Annotated in this window: 14 protein-coding genes and 2 pseudogenes; 3 read left to right on the top strand and 13 right to left on the bottom strand. The window is 34.8% G+C overall.

From position 1 onward, the window contains the following. Positions 1-9 precede the first annotated feature (9 nt). From I6L50_RS15560 to I6L50_RS15535, 6 genes are all read right to left on the bottom strand, one after another. The gene (locus I6L50_RS15560) at positions 10-834 is read right to left on the bottom strand and encodes a DUF4037 domain-containing protein (RefSeq protein WP_219301984.1); all 825 of its coding nucleotides are present in this window, start codon (positions 832-834) and stop codon (positions 10-12) included. Positions 835-941: 107 nt separating this feature from the next. After that, positions 942-1,454: a GNAT family N-acetyltransferase gene (locus I6L50_RS15555; RefSeq protein WP_219301983.1), complete on the bottom strand. Its 513-nt coding sequence runs from the start codon at positions 1,452-1,454 to the stop codon at positions 942-944. A 78-nt stretch (positions 1,455-1,532) separates the two neighbouring features. Next, positions 1,533-2,450 (bottom strand): cysteine synthase A, encoded by a 918-nt coding sequence (gene cysK, locus I6L50_RS15550; protein ID WP_002012169.1) that lies wholly within the window; start codon positions 2,448-2,450, stop codon positions 1,533-1,535. A 10-nt stretch (positions 2,451-2,460) separates the two neighbouring features. After that, positions 2,461-3,672 carry an MFS transporter gene (locus I6L50_RS15545; protein WP_219301982.1) on the bottom strand — a complete coding sequence of 404 codons (1,212 nt, stop codon included), beginning with the start codon at positions 3,670-3,672 and terminating at the stop codon, positions 2,461-2,463. A 290-nt stretch (positions 3,673-3,962) separates the two neighbouring features. Next, positions 3,963-5,222 carry a GTPase HflX gene (gene hflX / locus I6L50_RS15540; protein WP_219301981.1) on the bottom strand — a complete coding sequence of 420 codons (1,260 nt, stop codon included), beginning with the start codon at positions 5,220-5,222 and terminating at the stop codon, positions 3,963-3,965. Positions 5,223-5,702: 480 nt separating this feature from the next. After that, positions 5,703-6,257 (bottom strand): cobalamin biosynthesis protein CbiN, encoded by a 555-nt coding sequence (locus I6L50_RS15535; RefSeq protein ID WP_219301980.1) that lies wholly within the window; start codon positions 6,255-6,257, stop codon positions 5,703-5,705. Between the two features lie 180 nt (positions 6,258-6,437). Between I6L50_RS15535 and I6L50_RS15530 the strand changes: the two are divergent. Beyond that, positions 6,438-6,515, top strand: a pseudogene (locus I6L50_RS15530) (3-oxoacyl-ACP synthase); the annotation flags it as partial. A gap of 232 nt (positions 6,516-6,747) precedes the next feature. On the opposite strand, the gene I6L50_RS15525 reads toward I6L50_RS15530, so the two are convergent. Further along, the gene (locus I6L50_RS15525) at positions 6,748-8,016 is read right to left on the bottom strand and encodes an MFS transporter (protein WP_219301979.1); all 1,269 of its coding nucleotides are present in this window, start codon (positions 8,014-8,016) and stop codon (positions 6,748-6,750) included. A gap of 174 nt (positions 8,017-8,190) precedes the next feature. Between I6L50_RS15525 and I6L50_RS15520 the strand changes: the two genes are divergently transcribed. Then, on the top strand, positions 8,191-10,056 hold the full coding sequence (locus tag I6L50_RS15520; protein WP_215552555.1) for a leucine-rich repeat domain-containing protein: 1,866 nt from the start codon (positions 8,191-8,193) through the stop codon (positions 10,054-10,056). A gap of 37 nt (positions 10,057-10,093) precedes the next feature. Here the strand turns inward: I6L50_RS15520 and I6L50_RS15515 are convergent, their stop codons facing one another. The 4 genes from I6L50_RS15515 to I6L50_RS15500 all read right to left on the bottom strand — a co-directional run bounded on the left by I6L50_RS15515 (position 10,094) and on the right by I6L50_RS15500 (position 14,943). After that, positions 10,094-11,842 carry an MFS transporter gene (locus tag I6L50_RS15515; RefSeq protein ID WP_219301978.1) on the bottom strand — a complete coding sequence of 583 codons (1,749 nt, stop codon included), beginning with the start codon at positions 11,840-11,842 and terminating at the stop codon, positions 10,094-10,096. Between the two features lie 36 nt (positions 11,843-11,878). Continuing rightward, positions 11,879-12,418: a PadR family transcriptional regulator gene (locus I6L50_RS15510; RefSeq protein WP_219301977.1), complete on the bottom strand. Its 540-nt coding sequence runs from the start codon at positions 12,416-12,418 to the stop codon at positions 11,879-11,881. Between the two features lie 179 nt (positions 12,419-12,597). Then, the gene (locus tag I6L50_RS15505; protein WP_219301976.1) at positions 12,598-13,410 is read right to left on the bottom strand and encodes a polyphosphate kinase 2 family protein; all 813 of its coding nucleotides are present in this window, start codon (positions 13,408-13,410) and stop codon (positions 12,598-12,600) included. 90 nt (positions 13,411-13,500) lie between these two features. Further along, a complete protein-coding gene (locus I6L50_RS15500; protein ID WP_219301975.1) occupies positions 13,501-14,943 on the bottom strand; it encodes a carbon starvation CstA family protein in 1,443 nt (480 codons plus the stop codon). Between the two features lie 244 nt (positions 14,944-15,187). On the opposite strand from I6L50_RS15500, the gene I6L50_RS15495 reads away from it, so the two are divergent. Next, positions 15,188-15,652, top strand: a complete 465-nt coding sequence (locus tag I6L50_RS15495; protein WP_219301974.1) for a hypothetical protein — start codon at positions 15,188-15,190, stop codon at positions 15,650-15,652. Positions 15,653-15,671: 19 nt separating this feature from the next. Here the strand turns inward: I6L50_RS15495 and I6L50_RS15490 are convergent, their stop codons facing one another. Further along, on the bottom strand, positions 15,672-15,950 hold the full coding sequence (locus I6L50_RS15490; RefSeq protein WP_002135550.1) for a hypothetical protein: 279 nt from the start codon (positions 15,948-15,950) through the stop codon (positions 15,672-15,674). A gap of 28 nt (positions 15,951-15,978) precedes the next feature. Beyond that, positions 15,979-17,225, bottom strand: a pseudogene (locus I6L50_RS15485) (MFS transporter). Between the last annotated feature and the right edge of the window lie 16 nt (positions 17,226-17,241).

Here is a 17,241-nt window from a genome sequence, read left to right as displayed (position 1 = left end):
CTTGTTTTTTTACTTCGCATATTGAATGCGCTTTTGTTGTTCAGCAATATTTAATTCTGGAGCATATTGTTCTACTAAATGTAATACCTCTTCGATCAACACTTCTAACTCCTGTACACTATACTCCGGTTCCCCTATCAGTGTATCCGCCATACGCTCATATAGATTTTCAGGTTTAATATTCATACGCTCTACATTATAAGCCATCCATTTAAATGCAGGATGGTGCACGTACATTCTATTCAAACCGAATAAAACACCGAATAAATCCCTTTGTACTTCACAAATAACATCATATAGCATAAGCCAATCTTTCCGTTTTAAAAGTGCCTCTCGATTATGCCAACGATTACTAAACCAAAGATTTTCTGAGATCATCCTTTTCGCCAGTTCTTCTGGATATGCTTCAACCCTATCTTTTAGAGCATGTACTTTCACTTCTCCATACAAACTCACACCATCATGAACCGATGATACAATACATTGTTTCTCATAATTTATATCATACTGCTCTACAACATCTGAAATAACCTTTTTTGCTGTCACTGTTAAAAAATTACTAATCTCTAGTTTAATTCCTTCTTTCGTCAAATACGTTTCCGACCATTCTTCTTCCTCGTATGGATGATATGACAAAATTGTTCCACCAATATTGTTAATCGGACCTAGACGATCTTCATCCTCTGGTGGTGTTAACCATAAAATATGTAATTCGATATCCGAATGCTCATCTTCTAATTTTCTCGCTACAGAGCCTGCTAAAATAATAGCTTCGACTTTCTGGTTTTGCCTATAAATCTCCGACATCTCTATCGCTTTCTCTTTTAATCCCATTGCATTTCCCCCTTTAACTATACCCTTCTCCTTTATTTACATTTATTTATTTCGATATTGCATCTTATACTCCCTTTACCACTTTCACCTTTTTAAAATTCACTTAATCAAATTTCTACCCAATAACGCTGAACAATTTCACCAGAATTAGAAGAAACTACTTCATTTTCTAACACACCGCCAACCTTTTGTATTGTTTTAGCAGAACCAATATTTGCTTTATCACAAGTTATTAACACTTTCTTCAATCCTAATTTTTGCGCCTCAACTAATGAAAGTTGCAGTTGCTCAGTTGCATAGCCTTGGCGACGTTTATTCGGATGAACACTATAACCGATATGACCACCTTCCCGCAATGATTCTTGGTTTAATCGATGTCTAATATTCACAAAACCTATAAGTTCCCTTTTTTCAAAACTTAAAAATTGGCTAGACGGTACTCGATTACCTTGTAAGTTTTCTCCCAGTTCCTGTTTACTCACTTTTTCAAACCATTCATCGAGAGAATCAAAATTTTGTAAAGAACTGCTGCCGTGTGGTTGTTCTCCTGATTGTAAAAACGCATGTCTATATGCGATAATTTCCCCACTATATTCCTGTATTGGTTTTAATAGTTTCATTGTCATTCTCCCCTCTTTACAACCTAAAACAAACACCTTAATCGTGACAATTTCACGATTAAGGTGTTTCTAGCAATTTCATTCAAATAATCCCATACTCAAATAGCGCTCCCCTGTATCAGGTGCAATACATAAAACTTTTTTACCAGCACCTAAACGCTTCGCTATCATAATTGCTGCGTACACCGAAGCTCCTGAAGATGGCCCTACTAGTAATCCTTCTTGTCTTGCCAAGTTCCTCATTGTAGTTAATGCCTCTTCATCTGCAATTTGCATAATTTCGTTATACACTTCTGTATTTAAGTTTTTGGGAATAAACCCTGGGCTTGTTCCGACTAGTTTATGAGGGCCTGGAACACCGCCAGATAACACTGGTGATCCTTTCGGTTCTACTACAGCAATATATAAGTTTGGTAGTTTCTCTTTTAACGTTTCACCGGTCCCTGTAATTGTTCCACCTGTTCCCGCAGTTGCTACAAATGCATCAAGCTCTCCATCCATTTGTTCATAAATTTCAAGTGCAGTCGTATAACGATGAATATTCGGATTTGCTGGGTTTTCAAATTGCTGCGGAATAAAACTATTTGGAATTTCTTTTTGTAACTCTACCGCCTTCGCAATTGCTCCTGGCATTCTTTGTTCTGCTGGTGTTAAAACTACTTCTGCGCCGTATGCTTTCAATAAATTAATACGCTCTTTGGACATATTATCTGGCATAATTAAAATAGCTTTATATCCTTTAGCAGCTGCATTCATCGCTAAGCCAATTCCTGTATTTCCACTTGTCGGTTCAATAATTGTATCACCTGGCTTAATGAGACCGTGTTCCTCGGCAATATGAATTAAGTTATAGGCAGCACGATCTTTCACACTGCGTGACGGATTAAACATTTCCAGTTTTACATACACATCCGCTGCGTCCTCTGGAATAAATTTAGATAATCGGACAACAGGTGTATCTCCTATTAATTCTGTAACGTTTTCACATAATTTCATAGCGCATCCCCTATTCTATCGTTTTCTTATCATTTGGCAATAACAATGAAGTAAGTCCAATTAATGGTAAACCACTACATAATAGCATAATAAATTGAAGACTATACATATCAGCTAATTTCCCAAGGACTACAGCACCTAATGCTCCAAGACCAAACGCAAGACCGACAATTAATCCTGACACCATTCCAACTTTCCCTGGAACAAGTTCTTGAGCATATACAACGATTACACTAAAACTACTAGAGCTAATAAATCCAATGCATAAAAATAACGGTACAACCCACATAAGAGAAATGTGAGGTAACAATAGTGCAAGCGGCGCTGAACCGAGCATCGAAAAGACAATAATCTTTTTCTTACCGAATCGATCCGCTAGCGGACCACCAAAGAAAGTACCTAATACACCAGCAATCATAAATGCGAAGACGAAATACTGTGCATTTTTTATAGATAAACCGTAATGCTCTATTAAATAAAATTGATAGAAATTCCCGATACCAGCACCGTACCAAGAACGTACGAATGTTAGAAAAACAAGAAGTATAATAACAAATTTAATGTGCGTACTTACAATCGCATTTTCAGCCTCAAGTGCAGCCCTCTTTTTCCTTCTTACAGCACCAGTGGCTAATTCATTTTTATACCAATTTGATACGAAAATTAGTAATACAATTCCTACTGCTGCAAAGGCTGTAAAACCTAAAGAACCAATTTGACCGAGCGGAACGAAAACTAATGCTGTAAAAATAGGTGCTAGAGAATTCCCTGTATTTCCTCCCACTTGATAAATCGCTTGTGCTAAACCACGTTTGGCACCGGCTGCCATGTAAGCAACACGAGCGCCCTCCGGATGAAAGACTGCGGAACCTAATCCAATAAATAAAACAGAAATAATAACAATAATAAAATTCGGGGCAAACGCGAGCCCAATCATCCCAAGCATACTCGAAAACATACCGAGCGGTAATAAAAATGGTGACGGCTTCTTATCTGAATACATCCCAAAAACCGGCTGCATAATCGATGACGTCATATTTAACGCAAACGCTATCCACCCTACTTGCATGTAGGATAAATTCATCGTTTTTTCCAAAATAGGAAACAACGCGGGCACAACCGCTTGCATCGAATCATTTAAAAAATGTCCGAAACTAATCGCAAATAATATTCGATATATCGTCGGTGTTTCTACTGTATTTTTTTGTGAAACTGCCTGCATATGTGTATTTCTCCTTCCTGTACAAAATATATATTTATTACAGTTAGTGTAATAAATATATACTTTAATCAGAATAAATTCTGAGTTTTGAAACATTTCTATTCTATACTGGTTTCATTTCTTTTTCCAGAAATTCAACTTCTAAAAAAATATATTTTTTCTATCTGCTTTGTCGGATTTATTTATATGAGCTCTTTGTATTTTCTTTTATACTAAGGCAGGATGAAAGGAAGGCTTGCAACTATGAAGAAAAAGACGATCCTAAAACATATTAGGATCGCCTTTTTTTATTAAATAGAAAAACGCTTATATTTCTCATAATCACTCGTCTTACATTCTAGTGCCATTTTCGTACCTTCGTTTTCATAACTCGTAGATAAAACGTGTGCATGATTGTTGAAATACGAAACTACCTGTCCTTGATCATACGGAATTAACATTTCACACTTCGTATACTCTTTATAAATGTGTGAACGAACTACTTCTACAAGCTCTTCAATTCCAACATGTTTCTTCGCAGATAGATAAACGCGATCTTCTTGCACTTTCGGAATTTCAACATCTACCAAATCTGATTTGTTGTATGCATAAATCGTCGGGATATTTTCCACGCCAATTTTCTTTAACGTTTCATTTGTAATATCAATTAATTGCTCATAATTAGGATTTGAGTAATCTACGACGTGAATAAGTAAATCTGCTTCCGCCACTTCCTCTAGCGTTGAACGGAATGCTTTCACAAGATGATGTGGTAATTTACTTACAAATCCAACAGTATCCGTTAATAAAAATGATTTATTATCCGGCAAATCAATATTTCGTACAGATGTCTCTAACGTCGCAAATAACATATCCTTTTCAAATACTTGTTTCTCTACAGTACCATTAAAAATTTCAAGCATCGCATTCATTATCGTTGATTTACCTGCGTTCGTATATCCTACTAATGACACAACCGGAACTTCATTTTTCTTACGTTGTTTACGCTGCGTTTGACGCTGTGCAACAAGTGCTTCTAATTCTTTATTTAGAGCCGCAATTTGTTCTTCAATTTTACGACGATCTAATTCCAACTTCTTCTCACCGACACCTTTATTTTTCGTGCCAACTCCCCCGCTTTGTCTTCCTAACGATTCACGAAGACCGATTAAACGAGGCATCATGTACTGAAGATGGGCCACTTCTACTTGCAACTGCGCTTCTTTCGTTTTCGCACGTTGCGCAAAGATATCTAAAATTAAAATGGTACGATCAATTACTTTACAATCTAAATCCTCTTCTAAATTTCGAATTTGTGAAGGAGATAATTCGTCATTAAAGATGACCATATTTGCATCTGCTTCTTTCACATACGCTGCTACTTCTTCAATCTTCCCTTTTCCAATATAATGCGACGGATTTACTCGTTGTAAATTTTGCATCACTTGACCGATTACTTCCACATCACAAGCTTCCGTAAGATTTGCTAACTCTTCCATCGAATATGCAAAATCAGCTTCCTTACCTAAATTTACTCCAACTAATATTGCTCTTTGTAATAATTCTTCCATATATTTATTCCTCCATTTCGATTACGCAAAATAAAAAACACAGGTCACTGCCTGTGTTTTCGTAAACGGATAAGGGTTCACCAAAGAAATAGAAGAAAGCAGTGCTTTCGTCCTATACATGGTCAAAAAGTCCCAAGATAGTATACGTATCCAACAAGTGTTCACCTATACTATCCCATTCTATTTATAAAGGCAAAACAAAAAGAGGGCGTATTCGTCCCTCCCTCTTTTTCACATATAAGCTTAATAAAGGGTTCCTTTAAAATAGGCAGACCAATCCCGTTCACTCTGTACACAGACAGAGCCTTTGAGCGCTATTCAATTATCGGCACAAAGTATTGAGACGTAATCTGATTAAGATCAAAGGAAGCCCCTCCGTTCATTTTAAGTTACATAAAGTGTAGCATAAGTAATTCGCTTTCACAAGATTAAACCACCTATAGAAACCGAAAGAAAATCTTTATATTTTTACTTTAATCGTCATTTATTGCGAGTTCTTCTCACAATAAAAATAACAACAGCAATTAACAATAACACACCTATAGAAATGATAGTTACTTGCCACCAACTTAAACCGCTTACCATTTCATCTTTTAAATCCACTTTCTTCGTCGGAACAGACTCTTTTGCAATATGACGTAAAGCCATTTTCTCTATCTCTGCCTCATCTAATCTCTTCGTTCCACTGCAGCTAGATGTCTCCAACAGTTTCACTTCTCCTCTATGAGAAGAGAACACTAGGTACTCTCCTCCCTCTGCAAAACGAAACGCACAACTACTACTACTGCTTGTATATATAATAATTTGCGAAGAACTTGTCCCTTTCCAAATTTTCTTCACTTCAAATAATGTTGTCATTCTTCCGTCCTTCTCTTGAACTTCTAATACCTTACCTTCAAACACTACATCATTTTGTTGTAACCTCTCTTCTGGTGATGCTTTAGTACAATCACAAGCATAAGATTTCTCTGGTAAAATAAAATAAGTAAAGCTACAAATTAAAACAAGAGACAATACATATGCGATTCTTTTCAAGAATCTCAAACCCCTTCATTATCAAATTTAGAAGCTTTCCGTATATTATTTGGACATCACTCCTCAAATCCCTTTCCGTTTATTAAAATATATTAATTTTATTAAACAGAAAATCTTTATCAATATTTTTACGATCTAATATTAGTATCAGATTATAAAAATAAGTTAGGAGATGTTCTTATGAATTCTCAATCTCGTATTACTGCAATTGGTACTTATGTTCCAGATCAAATATTATCTAATAACGATTTAGAAAAGAAGGAAAATTAAATAATGGAGATACACTTTTACTGTAGGGATTTGGCGATGGGTGTATGCATTTAGGGCTTATTGTGGAGTGAGATTTAAACTGAAATTTCCTTTTATACAACTAACATTACGGTAAATGAAATTATATCAACGATTCCAGTTAGACTATTAGTTGATCACAAAAAAGCGGCATTCAAAGATTGATTATCTCCCTTTGAACGCCGCTTCTTTTATCTGAATTTTATTTACCTGTCCGAGACCATATCACAACTGGAATAAGCAGTAAGGCTACAGCCCCTCCCGCTAATGATAATGCCGCATAACTTGAATTAGCTACTACCATACCTGACATCGCTCCACCAGAAGCTCCAGCTAACGCAACAAATACATCTATTTTCCCTTGTGTTTTTGCACGTGTAGAAGGTATAGTTGCATCAACAATTTGAGCTGTACCACTTATTAAACCGAGGTTCCACCCTAACCCAAGTAAAGACAGAGCAACAATTAATAATAGTAAAGAATCACTCGGCGCTATCGCAGCTATGACACCCGCCGCTAGTAAAATTACTCCACCAGCTATACTCATCGTAGTTCGGCCGATTTTATCAATTAACATTCCTGTAACGAGAGACGGAAGATACATTGCACCTACATGAAAACCAATTACAAGCCCTATTGCACTTAAACCATGACCATGATGCCCCATATGAACTGGCGTCATCGTCATAATCGCAACCATCACTATTTGAGTAAGTATCATTACGATTGCTCCAACAGTAACACCACGTTTATTTTCTATCATTTCTTCTGTTACTGGTTGCCCTTTATATGTATGTTCTTGTTTATATGTTTCTATTATGTTAGCAATAATTAACGGATCTGGACGAAGCATAACAAAAAGTACAAGACCCGCAAGTATAAATGCCGCTGCTGATAATATGAACGGACCAGCAAGGTTAGGAATTCCAATTGAATGGGCAAAATCTCCCATTACGCCTACTAAATTTGGACCAGCTACCGCACCAAAAGTCGTCATAACCATCGTAATACTAATAGCAGTTGCTCGTTGTTTCTTATCTGCTAAATCGGTACCAGCATAACGAGCTTGTAGATTCGTCGCTGTACCCGCACCATATATGAGTAAAGAAACTAGTAATAGAATAATACTATTTGTTAACGCAGCCAATACAACTCCAATAGCTCCTAGTCCTCCTACTATAAACCCTGTTGCAAGTCCTATTCGGCGACCATATTTTTGCGATAACTTCCCAACAAAGAAAGCCGCTACCGCAGATCCCATTGTAAACATAGCAGCCGGTAATCCTGCATACGCATCCATCCCAAGCATTTGCTGCGCAAGAAGTGCACCTACTGTAATTCCAGCGGCTAACCCGGCTCCGCCAAACATTTGTGAAATACTTACGATTATTAACGTTCGTTTATATAATTTTTGTTGCTCTTCTTCTGTATACATATGATTACTTATTGAAGCATCCGCCTTATCTAGCATTTTCTCACCCACTTAATAAAATTCATTACTCTTGTTAATGTACTATGTTTAACGTTACATATTCAATGTCATTTTTCATCCGTCTCTTTAATTATTAAAAAATCTCTAACTATACTTTACTTATCTCATGCTATATTAAAAATACTACTATTCACAATATACAAGGAGAAAACAATGAAAAAAACACTAGAATTATGCGAAGCTTGCAAACATAATCCAGTACAGCAAATAGAAGAATCTGATGAAGCAAATCAACCTTATAAATTATGTAGCCAATGTCATGAACGTCTTATCTCGTTATCTTTACATCCAAATGAATGGTACAATCTTGCAATCGTTCATTCACCTTATAAGTATTATTTGCACGACGATTTTTATGAAGGGGATGGTGAGGCGACGCAACCAGAATTAGAGATGGATGAGCATAAACTTGCATCCGCGCCTACTTTAGAAGAAGTTCGCTCAAACTTTAAAAACTTACTTGATTACACAATGACTCGATGGTTTCTTCAAGAAGAAGAAATTGAAGCTCTTAATATGTACGATAAAAGCGAAATATTAGATGCTGTTATGAACCGCTTTTCTAACACGATAAATGGTGTAATTAAAACTCGATTACTCGAGATTGTTATATGTGTATTAGGAGAAAATGCCTCTGATTGGATAAGAAAACTGTGGAAGGAATTTGATGAAGATTTAATTGCACCTCTTTCACACGCTGCCGCTTACTGTTTACCATTTGAAGAAGCATTCCCTTTAGTAATAGAAAAGCTAAAATCAGTATTAGAATGTGAGCTTCCGACCACTTCCTTCATTTGTTTACATTCTTTTCAATCCTCAGCAATATTGGATTGGATAGAGGAAAATGCAGTATCATTTCATAGCGATTGGGGACGATTAGCTGCAGTATCACAACTAACTTGGATGCGGATTAAATCTTGGCTAACAAAAGGACAACCATTAAGTTTAATAGCACTGGAAGCAATGGTTAGCTGCATACCTTCAAATGAAGATATAATATATGAAATGAATCCCAAAATTTTATTAACAGATCCTTCAGAAATAGAGTCTATTTTAATAGCATACAAAGAAAAAGACAGTGTTTCTAATGTTAAAACAAGTGTTGAAACTATTTTAGAAAACAAAACGGTAATATTTCAACATGCGAATCCTTTACAAATATCTATCAAGAAGAAACCAAAAGACTTTTTAGTTATGGATGGCACAGTACAAATTCATGAAAACAGACTGGATGAATACGTAGAATTCATTAATACAAACAACTATACCCAAGTTTACATTAATGACCTTGGGTATAGTATGGAGCATCTTGATTTTCTAGAACGCTGTCCGCAAATCGAAGCGCTACAAATTAATAGTACCTATATTACCGATTATTCAGCTTTATATAAATTAAAAAACTTAAACTCTTTATCACTAGAAGAACCACAAGTCCCTTTAAACTTAACAGCACTAGAAAGCTTTAAAAATATAGAGGAACTTTACATACAGTGGAATAAAAACATTACAGGGTTCGAATCTTGTTCTAACTTAAAAGAACTATACATTTGGAAATACAAACCGAAACAAAAAAACCTTGAAGAATTAATGTCTTTACAAAACCTTGAAAAACTAAGAATTACACAAGGGAACATTAACTCATTAAAAGGATGTAGAGCATTTCCCAAATTAAAACATTTAGAAATCAATTATGTAAGAAATTTAGAACATATTGATGAAATTGAAAACAATGCTTCAACTTTAAAATACGTCGAATTCGATCATTGCAGTAAAATGAAAAATCACGACTATTTACGTTATTTAACAGAGTTAGAAACACTCATTCTATCAGGTTGTGGTAACATACAAAATCTACAATTCATTAAAGAACTACCAAAGTTAAAACATTTAAGCTTCGTGGATTCTAAAGTTGTAGATGGTAATTTAGAACCTTGCATCGGCATAGATTTTGTTGGTTTTAATAATAAGAGGCATTACAGTCATAAGTTTAACGAATTAAACCCAGATTTTTCATACTAGCGTAAAGAAAAACAGGCTGCTATTAGCCTGTTTTTCTTTACACTTCCTCTACCACTCTTTCCCTTCTCTTTTTACTCAAAGCCTTTCCTTCCCAAAATAACAAACTTACTAAAGCACAAATTAAAATAACTGGAACACTCGCTTTATATAAATCAGTAAAACTCATAGCCATCTTATTTTTGGCATACCGACTTACATCTTTTGAAAATGCAAGTACTTCTTTCTTTATACTCTCCTCTTGTTTTTCAACTTCTTTTGTTACCTGATTCGTAATTTCTTCTCTTTTTATCTCTCGATATTCTACTGGAACGCCACTTAATACTTCATCCACTTTTTGGTGAATTAATTCGTCTTTTTTCTCTTTACTTAATCCCACCAATGTTTCATTTTGTTTCTTTTCTACATTTGTTTCTATACTTTGTTTCTCTATTTTTTCTTTTGTTATTTGTAATATCTCAGCTCGCTCGGCACTACTCACATGAATATTACGCACTTTTTCTTTTGCATAACGATATACATTCTCTTTATTTAAAGATAAGTTGTGAGTTAAATTAGATACAAATATTGCAACCGCTAATACAATACCCACTTGACGTAACATCGATACGACAGTTTGAGAAGCAGTTAATAATTCCCCTTCAAACGAAGATGCACTTAAAACTGTAATTGGCCCCACTACTAAACCATATCCAACACCTAATATCATACACGGAATAATAATTTCTATATTTGTTGAATTGACGTCAATCATTTGCAACCAATAGTAGGATAGGCCCATAACAAGAAACCCTGACAAAATAATAGTTACTTTTCCAAGCTTTTTAATTAAAGTTGCTGCAACAGGTGAGATAAAAAATATCATCGCTGAAATAGGTGTCACTAGAAAAGCAGCTTCAATTTCCGTTCGATGCTGTATTTTTGTCAAAAAAGTTGGAAGCAATACAGTAACGCCAATTAAGAATAAATTACTTAATATAACAACGATAGACGCTCCGACAAACATTCGATCTTTAAATAAATTTAAATTCACCATTGGATTATGAATCTTTCGTTCCACTAGAACAAATAGAATAAGAGAAATAGTGCTAATTGCATAACAAGACAAAGCAATATTACTTTGCCATCCCCACGTATTGCCTTTCACTAATACGAGAGTAAAAGAAAAAATCGCTAAACTACTTAATATGAGTCCAATCCAATCAATTTTTGAGATAATACGTTCTTCATTTTTTATTTGTAGCATAATACAGCATAAAATGATTCCAAGAATACAAATCGGAACATTGACGAAGAACACCCATCTCCATCCTACATTTTGCGTAATAATTCCGCCTATTACCGGACCAAGTGCAGCTGACAATCCTTGCGTTACTCCTAAAATAGCAAGTGCAACATGCCTCTTCGCTAACGGCATAGCTGATACACCAATTACCATACTTGTCGGAAATAAAATTGCTGCTCCAACACTTTGTATAAAACGAGAAAAAATAAGGAAGTCACCTGTATTAGCAAAAGCACAAAGCACTGATCCACCACCAAAAATAATTAAACCGAGAATATACACCTTTGCTTTCCCAAAAATATCAGCTATCCGTCCTAGCGGGATTGCGAGTACTGCAATCGTCATTGTATAAACATTTAATACCCAAGACATCTTCTCTAATGAAGTATTTACACTCGATTGTATTGCTGGTAAAGCTATATTCATAATCGTTGTATCAATCATACAAAGAAAAATACCTAAGCACATTAAAAAGACAATCTTAATACCCTTTGACTGCTCCATGTTAATCTACCCCTTTATTTATTGTGAACGTGTTTTTCATTCTTCCGTTTTATTGTTTTCTTTTGCTTCTAATTGCTGTAACTTCCTCTTCAACATCTCTACTTGTGCACTATATGATGCAATACCTACATCGAGCGAAATTTCTTCAACAAAAGTAATACCTTCTCTCCATTTTTCATATTTCAAACGAAGATCCGCAATGTACGCTTCTTTCCTTTCAATTTCGTCTTCAATCCATTTTTTTATCGCCCTATCATCACTATAATTACCAAAATACATCCTCATTAAAAAATCTGAACGTAAAACGTCTTTCTCTACATCCGTTTGCATGTATTTATAAAACTCTTCACGCCCTTCATCTGTAATAAAGTACATTTTCTTATTCGGTTTCCCTTCTTGCATAACAACCTCTTTTTTTATTTTCCCCTCTTTTTCTAATTGTCTTAAAGTTGGGTAAATCATTCCAAAGCTTCCATCAAAAAAATGAGTAAATACATCTTCAAACAAAATTTTAATATCATAACCAGACAATTCTTTTTCCATTAATAAACCTAAAACAACATCTCTTCCCTTCAAAATAAGACCCCCACATAGTATATAATCAATAATCATATTAACAATGTTAATATGATTATTGATTATATACCTTATTCTGTAAATTGTAAAATGTTTCTAACTAAAAAAGCTGTCCTGTAATTTGGTTTTTCCAAATTACAGGACAGCCTCTATTCATAGTTCCTATACAAAACTTTTTACTATTTAACTCCTACATCTTGCATAGATTCAGTTTCCTTTTTCTTACCTTCTTTTATTTCATAGTAATAAGAAGGTAATTCTATATTATGTTCTAAGAAGTAATCCTCAATTAATGAAATAATCACTTTCAATGTTTTCAAACGAGCGTATAATTTATCATTACTCGCAATAGTATTCCATTTAGCATTCGGCTTATTTGTTTCTTCAAACATATCTTCCATTGCTTCGACATACTCATCCCATTTTTCACGATTACGCCAGTCTTCGTCTGTAATTTTCCATCTTTTAAGAGGGTTGTTCTCTCTTTCTGTAAATCTCTTTAACTGTTCGTCATTACTAATATGATAGAAAAACTTTCCTATTATGTAATGATCATCAGTTAATAGTTTTTCGAAATCATTAATTTCACCATACGCTCTCGTCCACTCTTCCTTTGTGGCGAACTCTTCAACACGCTCAACTAATACACGCCCATACCATGAACGGTCGAATATAGTAATTTGCCCATATTGAGGAAGTTTCCGCCAAAAACGTTGCAAATAATGATACCGTTTTTCATGAGGAGCAGGCGCTCCAATTGGATTTACTTGGAATCCGCGTGGATCAAGATGCTCAGTCACTCGCTTAATTGCTCCGCCTTTACCTGCCGCATCCCAACCTTCCATAACAATCATAACGGCTATTTTCTCTTCTTTTAATATTTGTTGTAGTGCTAATAAACGCATTTGATATTTTTCAAGTTTCTTATTGTACTTAGATTTTGATTCAATTTTTTTCGTTAAATCTACTTTAGCAAGATGCTCTTTTTCCATAAAACAATTCCCCCTTGTTGTATGTCAATGCTATTTTAACATATTTATTGGGAATTTTTTCTTGTTTAAAAAAAGCTGTGTAGAAAATCTCTACACAGCTTCTTTCTCTAATTGTACATCCACCTCAATATTCTCTCTTCTATTCCTTACAGCTTTCATAAAGAATACAACAGTTAAAATAACTGTAATAATCGCACCTACAATATACGATGTATTTAGCGGAATATTAAAACCAATTTTCGCATTTAAAATATAAACAACTGTCATGAGCGTCATAAATATCGCTGGAATTAAAGAAACGATATACTGTTTTCCTTTTATAAATAAATACATCGTTCCAATCCATAACGCAATGGCTGCAGTCGATTGGTTAGCCCAAGAGAAATATCTCCATAATAGTGTAAAGTCAATTTTCGTTAAACCATATGCAATAACAAATAATGGAATCGCAATAATTAAGCGATTTTTTAATTTTGTTTGATTGAAATGGAAGTAATCCGCAATAATAGAACGTGCCGCACGGAATGCTGTGTCTCCAGATGTAATTGGTAATACAATGACACCAAGAACAGCTATTGTGCCCCCCACAGCACCTAACATCGTCTTCGAGATTTCACTTACAACCGCAGCTGGTGTACCCGATTTAATTAGCTCATTTAATTCACCGTAAGAGAAAATACTCATTGCCGCAGCTGCCCAGATCATTGCAATTATCGCTTCTGCAATCATCATACCGAAAAATACATAACGGCCATGTTTCTCCGTTTGAAGTGTACGTGAAATAATTGGTGATTGTGTTGCGTGGAATCCTGATAAGGCACCACACGTAATCGTCAACATTAATAATGGGAAAATAGGTGCATTGTCTGGATGCATATTTTCAAACGTTAGCTCTGGAATAGGAGAGCCTTTTATTATCATCATTCCCCCTATGCCAATAGCACTTATTAGCAATAATGCACCTAATACCGGATAAATTTTACCAATAATTTTATCAATCGGTAAGATAGTCGATAAAATGTAATATATGAAAATTACAGATAAAATAATAGTTATTGACACTTTTCCTTGCAATACAATATCAAGTAATGATGCTGGTGTTGTTATAAATACAGTTCCTACTAATACTAAAAGTAACAATGAAAAAACATTTACAATATGTCTCATTGCATTCCCTAAAAATTTCCCTGCTAATTCAGGAATATGCGCCCCTTTATTTCGTATAGAAATCATCCCTGTAAGATAATCATGAACGGCTCCTGCAAAAATCGCTCCTATCACAATCCAGACAAATGCAACTGGACCATATAAAGCACCTAATATTGGTCCGAATATAGGACCAGTACCTGCAATATTAAGTAATTGAATCATAGAATTCTTTCGCCTATCCATAGGTACATAATCTATCCCATCTTGATTCACATAAGCTGGTGTCTTTCTCGAATAATTTACTCCAAATATCTTTTCAATTAACTTTCCATATGTAAAATAACCGATTATCAATACGACGATTGACACTAAAAATGTAATCACTTCTATCCCCTCCCCCTTCAGAAAGCATTTTCTTATTTCCATATAAGAAATCGCTTTCAATTTATTCTAGCATATTTAACTATATTAAATAAATAATTTATACAGAATTTTTAGTATATTCTTTTTATAAGATAAAAAAACAGCCTCTCTTATTTACAATATCCCCTTACATTATATGGTATATTTTTTCACAAAGAGAAGATAATAACAAATAAATCCATTAAAGAATGGGAGCTCTCTAAAAATGAAACGAAAAATATTTTCTCTCTTTGCACTAATCTGCTTAGCACTACCAATACAAGCTAGTGCATACACATTTCAATCACTACCAATTGCGTCAAAGTCTAAACAGTGGTATATCGAAATTGACAAATCTCATAACTCAAACAAGCAAGCCGTGCAGCCAAAACAAGGTGTATATGATACGTATAGTTTACTCTTAAAAAATATTGGTAATGATGTTGCAAATGTATCGGTGGAAATACTTGATAACACACCTACATCTAAAGCTACCTTTAATCCTACTTCATCTAATAGCAACGTTTCAAAAAGTCATACAAGCTTTGACTACATGGTATTCCCATTAGACTTTAATAACCATAATTTTAAAGTTGTCATTACTTGGGAAGAAAAGAATTTCTCTTACAACGGTCATCCAGTACATGAGAGTAAAAAAATGAAGCAAACATTTGTGTTTAATGAAGAGTAAGTCCTAATTTGATTAGGGCTTACTCTTTATTTACAAAACCCGATTGAATTGCTTCTGTCACTTCTTTTGCAATATGTATTTTTGTAGCGTCTACACAGATTTTTTTGTCCCAAACATGTACGGAAGGCTCTTCATTAGACAAATGCTTAATTAAGATGAATCGATTATATGTCATTTTATTTTCTATAGGAGTAGCAATATACACCGTGAAATTCCTTGCTTCAAATACCTTTTCTCCCAAAACGTATTTACATCCCAACTCATGTACTACTAAATCATGTAGATTTTCTATAGTCATATACCATTCCCCCTTTTTGCCTACATAATCAATCGAACCGCCGAATACTTGGTACAGACACTGCCATTCCAATTGTTATGAGTACTAAAATAGCTAGCATTATAATTGTTATCTTTCCACCCAGCCTACCACCACATACCCTAATGGTAATAAAGCAAATGAGCCTAACATATCAAGACTTGCCACTCTTCCAAAAGCTTCTTCTGGTACAAGCTCTTGTAAACTTGTTTCCCAAATAAGCCCAAATATCATGATACCGAATCCTTCAATTGCCATTAATCCAATTAAGGCGGGTGCCCAAGAAACGAAAGGCATAATTAATAACGCCATTCCACTAATTAAAACACCACCATACGCAAGTAATCCTCTCTTATGCCACCGCTGCCTCCCACCAAAAATTAGTGCTGCAATTACAGCTCCAGCACCAGAAGCAGCCATACCTAAGCCATACACGTAAGCTTCAAAATGATGATGAACATTAAACAACCATGGAATTAATACAACGATAATGCCTGCATAACAAATATTAACGAAAGAAAAGACTAGAATGGTAATCCACAACCACGGATGACTTTTTAAAACTAAAATACCTTCCATAAACTCTTGTTTGTAATCGATCTTACTCTTTTCAATGGGTTTTACTTTTTTAAACTTAATTTCTTTTAAAAATAATAAACATAAAAACGATAACAAATACGTTGCTGCATCTAGTCCGAAGCCTATCCCTGCAGATGTAACTGATACTATTAACCCACCAAGTGCTGGGCCAATTAATCGTATTCCTTGATTACTCATTTGCGTTAATGCATTAGCTGCATTTCGAATTTCCGGTACAAATACTTTCGCTCTTACAGCTGAATACGCCGGCTGAAATATCCCTTCCATAAGTCCATATAACGCTACGAGTACATATAGAAGTGGAATTGTTAAAACGTCCATAAATATAAGCGTTGCAAGTAATAGCATTAATATGCAGCGGATTATATCTGTAAATAACATCAATTTCACCCGGTCAATTCGATCCACGACTAATCCAGCAAACGGTAACGCAAGAATATTAGGAAGCATGTACATTGCCATAGTCATTCCCATTACAACTGTTGAACCAGTTAATGAATACACAACGACTGGCAGAATAACCATCGTTATCGAACTACCTAAAGTCGAAAGTAATTGCCCAATCCATAAAAACTTAAAGTGCGGTGACACTTTAACTGGCAATAACAATTTACCGACATAACCTAAATTTTTCTCTGTTGGTATTTCTCCTTGCATATCTCTCTCCTCTTTT

It is taken from the genome of Bacillus sp. FDAARGOS_1420, from assembly GCF_019344915.1.
In the GTDB taxonomy this organism is placed as follows: Bacteria; Bacillota; Bacilli; order Bacillales; family Bacillaceae_G; genus Bacillus_A; species Bacillus_A mycoides.
The sequence above is the reverse complement of the archived record's forward strand: the minus strand, read 5'-3'. Positions and strand labels throughout refer to the sequence as shown.